The 7,555-nt window shown below is 67.7% G+C and carries 7 protein-coding genes; 6 read left to right on the top strand and 1 reads right to left on the bottom strand.

All coding sequences use genetic code 11. The features are described 5' to 3' along the window. From BGN97_RS12115 to BGN97_RS12140, 6 genes are all read left to right on the top strand, one after another. Positions 1-343 (top strand): PH domain-containing protein (locus BGN97_RS12115; RefSeq protein WP_292701782.1); only part of this gene is annotated, 343 nt, incomplete at its 5' end. 74 nt (positions 344-417) lie between these two features. After that, the gene (locus BGN97_RS12120; protein ID WP_292701784.1) at positions 418-1,542 is read left to right on the top strand and encodes a 5-(carboxyamino)imidazole ribonucleotide synthase; all 1,125 of its coding nucleotides are present in this window, start codon (positions 418-420) and stop codon (positions 1,540-1,542) included. 117 nt (positions 1,543-1,659) lie between these two features. Beyond that, on the top strand, positions 1,660-2,127 hold the full coding sequence (gene purE, locus BGN97_RS12125; protein WP_292702192.1) for a 5-(carboxyamino)imidazole ribonucleotide mutase: 468 nt from the start codon (positions 1,660-1,662) through the stop codon (positions 2,125-2,127). Continuing rightward, positions 2,124-3,578, top strand: coding sequence for an LCP family protein (locus BGN97_RS12130; RefSeq protein ID WP_292701787.1), 1,455 nt, complete (start codon positions 2,124-2,126; stop codon positions 3,576-3,578). Before purE ends, BGN97_RS12130 begins: the two co-directional genes overlap by 4 nt. 57 nt (positions 3,579-3,635) lie before the next feature. Beyond that, the gene (locus BGN97_RS12135) at positions 3,636-4,709 is read left to right on the top strand and encodes a glycosyltransferase (RefSeq protein ID WP_292701790.1); all 1,074 of its coding nucleotides are present in this window, start codon (positions 3,636-3,638) and stop codon (positions 4,707-4,709) included. A 256-nt stretch (positions 4,710-4,965) separates the two neighbouring features. Further along, complete coding sequence (locus BGN97_RS12140) at positions 4,966-7,341, top strand: hypothetical protein (protein ID WP_292701793.1); 2,376 nt, start codon at positions 4,966-4,968, stop codon at positions 7,339-7,341. Positions 7,342-7,381: 40 nt separating this feature from the next. On the opposite strand, the gene BGN97_RS12145 is transcribed toward BGN97_RS12140, so the two are convergent. Next, complete coding sequence (locus BGN97_RS12145; protein WP_363331433.1) at positions 7,382-7,555, bottom strand: hypothetical protein; 174 nt, start codon at positions 7,553-7,555, stop codon at positions 7,382-7,384.

Raw genomic sequence — 7,555 nt, forward strand, 5'->3', positions numbered from 1 at the left:
GGCCGCGGCCGCGATCGTGCTGTTCGTGATCGTGCCGTTCCTGTTCTGGCTGTCGCGCACCTACACGATCACCACCCGCCGCGTCATCGTGCGCGAGGGGATGGGATCGCGGAGTCGCAGGGAGCTCTCGCACACGCGGGGCTACTCGATCGCCGTGCGGCGAGGCATCCTCCAGCGGATGTGGGGGGCGGGGACCATCACGCTGAGCAACGGCGTGGACGCCCCGCTGCGCCTGGTCAACGTGCCGAGCGTGAACCTCGTGCACGAGGCGCTCGCCGACCAGGTCGAGGTGAACCAGATCCTCGCGCATCGCGACGCTCAGTCCGGGAACGCGGGCGACTGAGCCCGGGCGCGCTCCGAACGGCATCCGCACCCTTCCCGCATGCGGAAGAATGGGCGTTGACGAAAGGACGGCGGATGACTGTGCGTGTGGGTGTGATCGGCGGAGGCCAGCTGGCGAGGATGATGATCGCCCCGGCGGTGGAACTCGGCCTCGATCTGCGCGTGCTGGCCGAGGACCACGGCATGTCGGCGCAGCTCGCCGCGACCGCGGTCGGCGACTACCGCGACCTGGAGACCGTGCGTGCGTTCGTGCGCGACGTCGACGTCGTCACCTTCGACCACGAGCACGTGCCGCAGGAGGTGCTGCGCGCACTCATCGCGGACGGCGTGCAGGTGCACCCCGGCCCCGACGCCCTGCAGTTCGCGCAGGACAAGCTCGTCATGCGCGCGCGTCTCGCCGAGCTCGGCGTGCCGCAGCCCGACTGGGCGGCGGTGTCGGATGCCGAGGAGCTGCAGCGCTTCATCGACGATCACGGCGGCGGTGCGGTCGTGAAGACGCCGCGCGGCGGCTACGACGGCAAGGGCGTGCGCGTCGTGCGGGCGGGTGCCGAGGCATCCGACTGGTTCGCCGGTCTCGCCGAGGGCGAGTCGCTCCTGGCCGAGGAGCTCGTCTCGTTCACCCGCGAGCTCGCGCAGCAGATCGCGCGTCGTCCCGGCGGCGAGATGGTGGCCTACCCGGTCGTGGAGACCGTGCAGCGCGACGGCGTGTGCGCCGAGGTCATCGCTCCCGCTCCGGGCACCAGCGCCCGTCTGGTGCAGGTCGCCGAGCAGATCGGCCGCACCATCGCCGAGGGCGTGGGGGTGACCGGGATGCTGGCCGTCGAGCTGTTCGAGACGGACGACGAGCGCATCCTCGTGAACGAGCTCGCCATGCGCCCGCACAACAGCGGTCACTGGAGCCAGGACGGCGCGATCACCGGGCAGTTCGAGCAGCATCTGCGCGCCGTCGCGGATCTGCCGCTCGGGCGCACCGAGCCCCGCGCCGCGTGGACCGTGATGGTGAACATCCTCGGGGGGCCCACCGAAGGGACCTTGGAGGATCGGTTCACGCAGGCGATGACCGAGCATCCCGAGGCGAAGATCCACACCTACGGCAAGGCTCCGCGGCCCGGTCGCAAGGTCGGCCATGTCAACGTGGCGGGCTCCGACCTGGACGATGTCGTGTACGTCGCCCGTGCCGCTGCGGCGCAGTTCCTCTGAGCACGGCTCAGACAGCGCGACTGCGTGCCGTTGCGACGTTCTCACAGGGGCGCCCCGTAGCCTGTCATGGTGACTGAGCCGCTGCATTCCTCGAGTTCGCCCCTGGTCGGCGTCGTGATGGGTTCCGACTCCGATTGGCGCGTGATGAGCGACGCATCGCAGGCGCTCACCGACTTCGGCATCCCGCACGAGGTCGAGGTCGTCTCCGCACACCGCACGCCCGACAAGCTGATGAGCTACGCGCGCGAGGCGCGCGGCCGCGGCATCCGGGTGATCATCGCCGGCGCCGGGGGAGCCGCTCACCTGCCGGGCATGCTCGCCTCCATGACGGCGCTGCCCGTGGTCGGCGTGCCGGTCCCGCTCGCCTACCTCGACGGCATGGACTCCCTGCTCTCGATCGTGCAGATGCCGGCAGGCATCCCGGTGGCGACGGTGTCCATCGGCGGGGCGCGGAACGCAGGCATCCTGGCCGCGCGCATCCTGGGCACCTCGGACGCCGAGCTGGCGGATCGGGTCGAGGCGTACGCGCGCGACCTCGAGGGCCAGGTGGAGCAGAAGAACCGGCGGCTGAAGGACTCGCTGTGACCCTGGCGGCTCCGCGCGCCCGCGAGGCGGGCGCGCGGCCGCTCATCGAGTCGCACCCGATCCGCAACCCGGATCAGCAGGACTCGCACGGCATGGGGCGCCGCGCCTGGTGGCTCGTGGTGCTGAACGTGCTGATCCCCGGCTCCGCACAGGTGCTCGCGGGCAACCGGCGGCTCGGGCGGTTCGGGCTCGGAGCGACGCTCCTGGGCTGGTTCCTGGCGATCGTCGCGGTGGGGTTCGCCCTGTTCGCGCGGCAGACCCTGGTGTGGCTGGCAACCGGGCCGTTGTCGTGGTTCGTGCTCACGCTGGCGCAGGTGCTCTGCCTGGCCTACGCGCTGCTGTGGGTCGTGCTCACCGTCGACACGCTGCGGCTGCTCCGGCTCGTGAAGCTGCCCACGCTCACCCGCTGGGCGGCGCCGATCGCCTCCGTCGTCGTGCTCGCGCTGGTCGGCTCCGGAGCCGTCTACGCCTCGAACATCGCCGCGGACAGCCGGGGCGCGCTGAACGCGCTGTTCGGCAACAGCGGACCCAGCCTCCCGCCCAGCGACGGCTACTACAACGTGCTGCTGCTGGGCGCTGACAGCGGTGACGGCCGCGACTCCATGCGCTTCGACAGCATCTCGGTGGTGTCCGTGAACGCCACCACGGGTGCGACGACGATCACCGGCATCCCGCGCGAGCTCCCCGACCCGCCGTTCCCGGCCGACAGCCCCATGCACGAGCTGTATCCGGACGGCTTCCGGTCCCACGGCTCCAGCACCTGCGGCTGGAACGCCTGGATGAACCAGATCCGCAACGCCGCCGAGGTGTGCCGCAAGGACCGCGGCAAGGCGCTGTATCCGGACGCCGCGGCGCACGGCTCCGCACCGGGCATCGAGGCGACCAAGGATGCCGCCGAGGCCGTGCTCGGGATCAAGATCCCGTACTACGTGTTCGTCGACATGGACGGCTTCGCCGATCTCGTGGACGCGCTGGGCGGCGTCGACATCAACGTGACCGAGCGTCTGCCGAAGGGCGGCCCGCCGCCCGGATCCGGCGCGCACGACGTGGACAAGTGGGCGATCGGCTGGATCGAGCCCGGCCAGCAGCACATGAACGGCGACACCGCGCAGTGGTACGCCCGCTCGCGCTACACCACGAACGACTACGACCGCATGAAGCGGCAGCGTCAGCTGCAGGAGGCGATCCTCGCGCAGTTCACGCCGGAGAACGTGCTCACGCATTTCTCCGAGGTGATGAAGGCCGGCACGGCGCTCGCGTCCACGGACCTGCCGCAGGACAAGCTGCCGGAGTTCTTCGATCTGATGATGAAGGCCAAGAAGCAGCCGGTCACGCAGATCGAGCTGACGCCGGAGAACGGCATCGAGGAGAAGACGCCCGACTACGACCTGATCCGCGAGAAGGTCAAGGACGCGCTGCACCCGCCGACGAAGGCCCCGAGCGAGGGCTGATCGGGGAAGGGCGGCCGGTCGCCCGGTATATCGGAGCGGCTCGCTTAGGCTGACCTTATGAGTGTGCAGCTGCGGGTGGTGCTGGATCAGGCGTCGCAGGTCGTGGACGCGGATCAGGCGCGTGCGGCGCTCTCCCTGACCGCCGGGCTGGTCGCCACGGCTCCGCGCGGATGCGTCGTCTCGGCGCTCGTGCCGAGAGGGGCCGAGGTACCCGTGCACGGCGTGCAGGACGTGCGTGGTCTGCCCCTGGGGCGTCAGGAGCTCGCCGCGACCTGGCAGCTGGGCATCGCACCGGGCGTCGGAGGCGGGCTGATCCACGCGCCGAGCCTGATGGCACCGCTGGTGCGTCACGATCGTGCGAACGACAACGACCAGGTCACCGTGACCCTGTGGGACCTGGACGCCTGGGAGGCCCCCGAGAGGCTGAGCAAGGCTCAGCTGGTCTGGCAGAGGGCGATGCTCAAGCGTGCGGCCAAGCACGCGGATGCGGTCGTGGTACCGTCGCACTCCATGGCGGAGCGCCTGGGCGAGCTCGGACGCTTCGGAGACCGGGTCCGGGTGATCGCGGGTGCAGCTCCCGAGGGGTTCGCGGTTCCCGCGGACGCCTCGCGGCGCCGCGAGGACCTGCAGATCCCCGAGCGGTACATCACGCTCGTGGGCGACGCGGACTCACTGCTGCAGGGCTTCCGCTCCGCAGCGCAGGCCGGTGCGGACGCCGTCGTGCTGGATGCGCCGGAGGGCTCCGAACCGGTGCTGGCCGACGTCGCAGCGGCCGCGGGCCTGCCGGAGCGCCGGGCGCACATCCGCGGCTCTCTGGGCGATGAGGATCGGGCCGCAGTGCTCGGGGGAGCGGCGGCGCTCGTCGCGACCTCCGCGGCCTCGGCGTGGCCCTGGCGGGCGGTCGAGGCGATGACGCTGTCGGTGCCGCTGGTGGCGGTCGAGTCCGGCGTGCACCGCGACGTGCTCGCCGACGGCGCGGCGATCGTCTCGACGGACGAGATCCCGGATGCCGTCATCGACGCGCTGGGTGCGGGGGAGAGGCGCCTGCGCGTGCTCGCCGCGGACCGGTCGAGGGCCTTCTCGTGGGCGAGCTCCGCGGAGCGCCTCTGGGCGCTGCACGCGGAGCTCTGAGAAACTCCAGAGAATATCTCGGCTGCTTCTGGGGAACCGATATCCTGCCCCACTGGCATCATTCGCCAACTTCCGTCACACTATTCACATGCATCTTCGCGGTACTCCCGACCCGCGTGCGCCTCGGATCTCACGCTGGGTGATGACGGCTCTCGCTGTCGTCGCACTTGTCGTAGGCACGGCCGCGCCGTCTTTCGCCGCTTCCGGACCGGTTTCCGCGGCTTCCGGAACCGTGCAGAGTTCGAGCGCAGTTCCCGTGAAGAGCACGATGGGTGTACCTGTCAAGACGTCGCTTGCAGGTTTCTCCGCGGGCAACATCATCAGCGACGCAGTGTTCACGGACACCACCACGATGACTGAGGCACAGATTCAGTCGTTCTTCAATTCCAAAGTGACGACCTGCCGCGGTGGTACCGACGAGGACGGTCGGCCGATCGTCTGCATCAAGGACTTCCGGATGAACACGGTGAATCGTCCGGCGGACACATACTGCAAGGGCTACACCGGCGCCGCAGGCGAGTCTGCGGCGCGCATCATCTACCGCGTGTCGCAGTCGTGCGGGATCAACCCGCAGGTGCTGATCGTCATGCTCCAGAAGGAGCAGAGCCTCGTCACGCACACCTGGCCGAGCGCCTGGCGTTATGACAAGGCGCTGGGCCAGGGCTGCCCTGACGGCGGTGTCGCGTGTGACCCGAAGTTCGTCGGCTTCTTCCACCAGGTCTACGGTGCAGCGCGTCAGATGCAGATCTATATGGAAGGCGTCTACTTCAAGTGGTACGCGCCGGGTAAGACCTGGAACATCCTCTGGAACGCGCCCAAACAGGTCTCTCCCGGAGTCTGGAAAGATGTCTGCGGAAGTGGGCCCGTATACGTCGCCAACAAGGCCACCTCCGCGTTGTACTATTACACTCCCTACCAGCCGAATGCTGCGGCACTGAGTGCGGGATACGGCTATGGCGATTCGTGTTCGAGCTACGGCAACAGGAACTTCTACAACTACTTCACCGACTGGTTCGGGTCGACGCAGAAGAGCTCCGGACAGGGGAGTCCGGTAGGCTTCGTCGACGGCGTGACTTCCAGCGTGGGTGAGATCCGAGTGAACGGTTGGGCTCTCGACCCCGATGCTGCGGACTCGATCGGAGTCACGGTCACGGTGGATGGCGTCGCGACCACGGGCATCGCCGATGGGCCGAGAGGCGATCTCGCCGCGCACTACCCGGGACTCGGTATCAATCATGGCTATTCGCTGTCGGTCGCCCCGCAGAGATGGGGCGACACCGAGGTGTGTGTCGAAGCGAAGAACGTCGGTTCGGGTGCGGACAAGGTCATCGGGTGCGCCACCATCTTCGCTTACGGCGGTTCGCCGCTCGGGAGTCTTGACGGTTTGGCGGCCGGTCGTGGCACGGTGTCTGTCAGCGGCTGGGCATTGGACCCTGATGTCAAGGACTCGATAGACGTACACGTGTATGTCGGTGGTTCAGGGAAGGCGGTGCGCGCGAATCTGCAGCGCGCGGACATCGGGAACGCGTATCCGTTGTACGGTGCTGGTCATGGGTACGGGGCCACGGTTCCAGCGCCGGCAGGTTATCAAACTGTCTGCGTATACGGGATAAACGTGAAAACGGGCAGCAACGTCCTTCTCAGTCCGTGTAGGCAGATATTCGTGAAGGCGGCCACCGATCCCGAGCGCGCTCCGTTCGGCAGCGTCGATGGTTTCGACGTTGAGGGTGATATCGTGACCGTTCACGGGTGGGCCCTAGACGCGGACACGCCCGATCCGATTGGTGTGCATGTATATGTCGGCGCCTCCGGTACGGCGCACCGGGCAGACGGGGTTCGACGTGACATCGCTGACGTCTACCCCGGATACGGGGAGAACCACGGATTCACGATCAAGCGCACTCTTCCACCCGGCGGCGCGCAAGTCTGCGTCTATGCCATCAATGACGCAGCGGGCGGCAACACCGTACTGGGTTGCCGGTATGCCGCGCCAGCTCTGGGCAGTCCGCCCTTCGGTAATGTCGACAGCTTCGATGTGCAGGGCAACACCGTAAGCATCCGTGGGTGGGCGTTGGACCCGGATACCTCGAAGCCGATCGCTGTGCACGTGTATGTCGGCGGTTCTGGCACTGCGCATACTGCAGACGGGCTGCGGCGAGATGTGGCCGCTGCCTACCCCGGCAGCGGAGACGCCCATGGGTTCACGATAAATCGCACGCTGCCAGCGGGGGGCGTGCAGGTCTGTGTGTACGCGATCAACGATGGCACGGGAGGGAACACCGTTCTCGCCTGTCGCTTCGTGAGACCTGCGTTGCCCTTGACGTCGATGGCTGCGCCATATGGTGCTATCGATGGAATGTCGTCTACCAACGGAAGAGTCTCGGTGAATGGGTGGGCGATCGACCCGGACACAGCGGAACCCATCGCCGTCCACATCTATGTTGGTGACACCGGGTATGCGTTCACGGCGGATGAGCGCAGAGTCGACGTTGGCACGGTGTATCCTGCGGCAGGCGCCAACCATGGGTATTCGGCGTCGGTTCCGCTCTCCGGGCGGGCCCGCACCGTGTGCGTGTATGCGATCAACAATGGGGCGGGGAATCACACCCTGCTTGGTTGCAGATCATTCTGACCTTTGCCTTATGGTCGGAACTCGGCCGGACCGCGGGTCTTCAGGTCAAGTACGTCTTGAGGGACTCGAAATGATTGGCGGGAACGAACCCGGTGCCTGTGATCTTGTCGAGGGCAAGGGTACTGTTCCGAGGGCGTACTGCCACCGGTGACGCAGCTGCCGCAAAGTAGTCGTCTGTGGACACTCCGGTCACACGGTCTGGTGAAGCGCCCAC

Source organism: Microbacterium sp. 69-10 (genome assembly GCF_001897945.1).
Classification (GTDB): domain Bacteria; phylum Actinomycetota; class Actinomycetes; order Actinomycetales; family Microbacteriaceae; genus Microbacterium.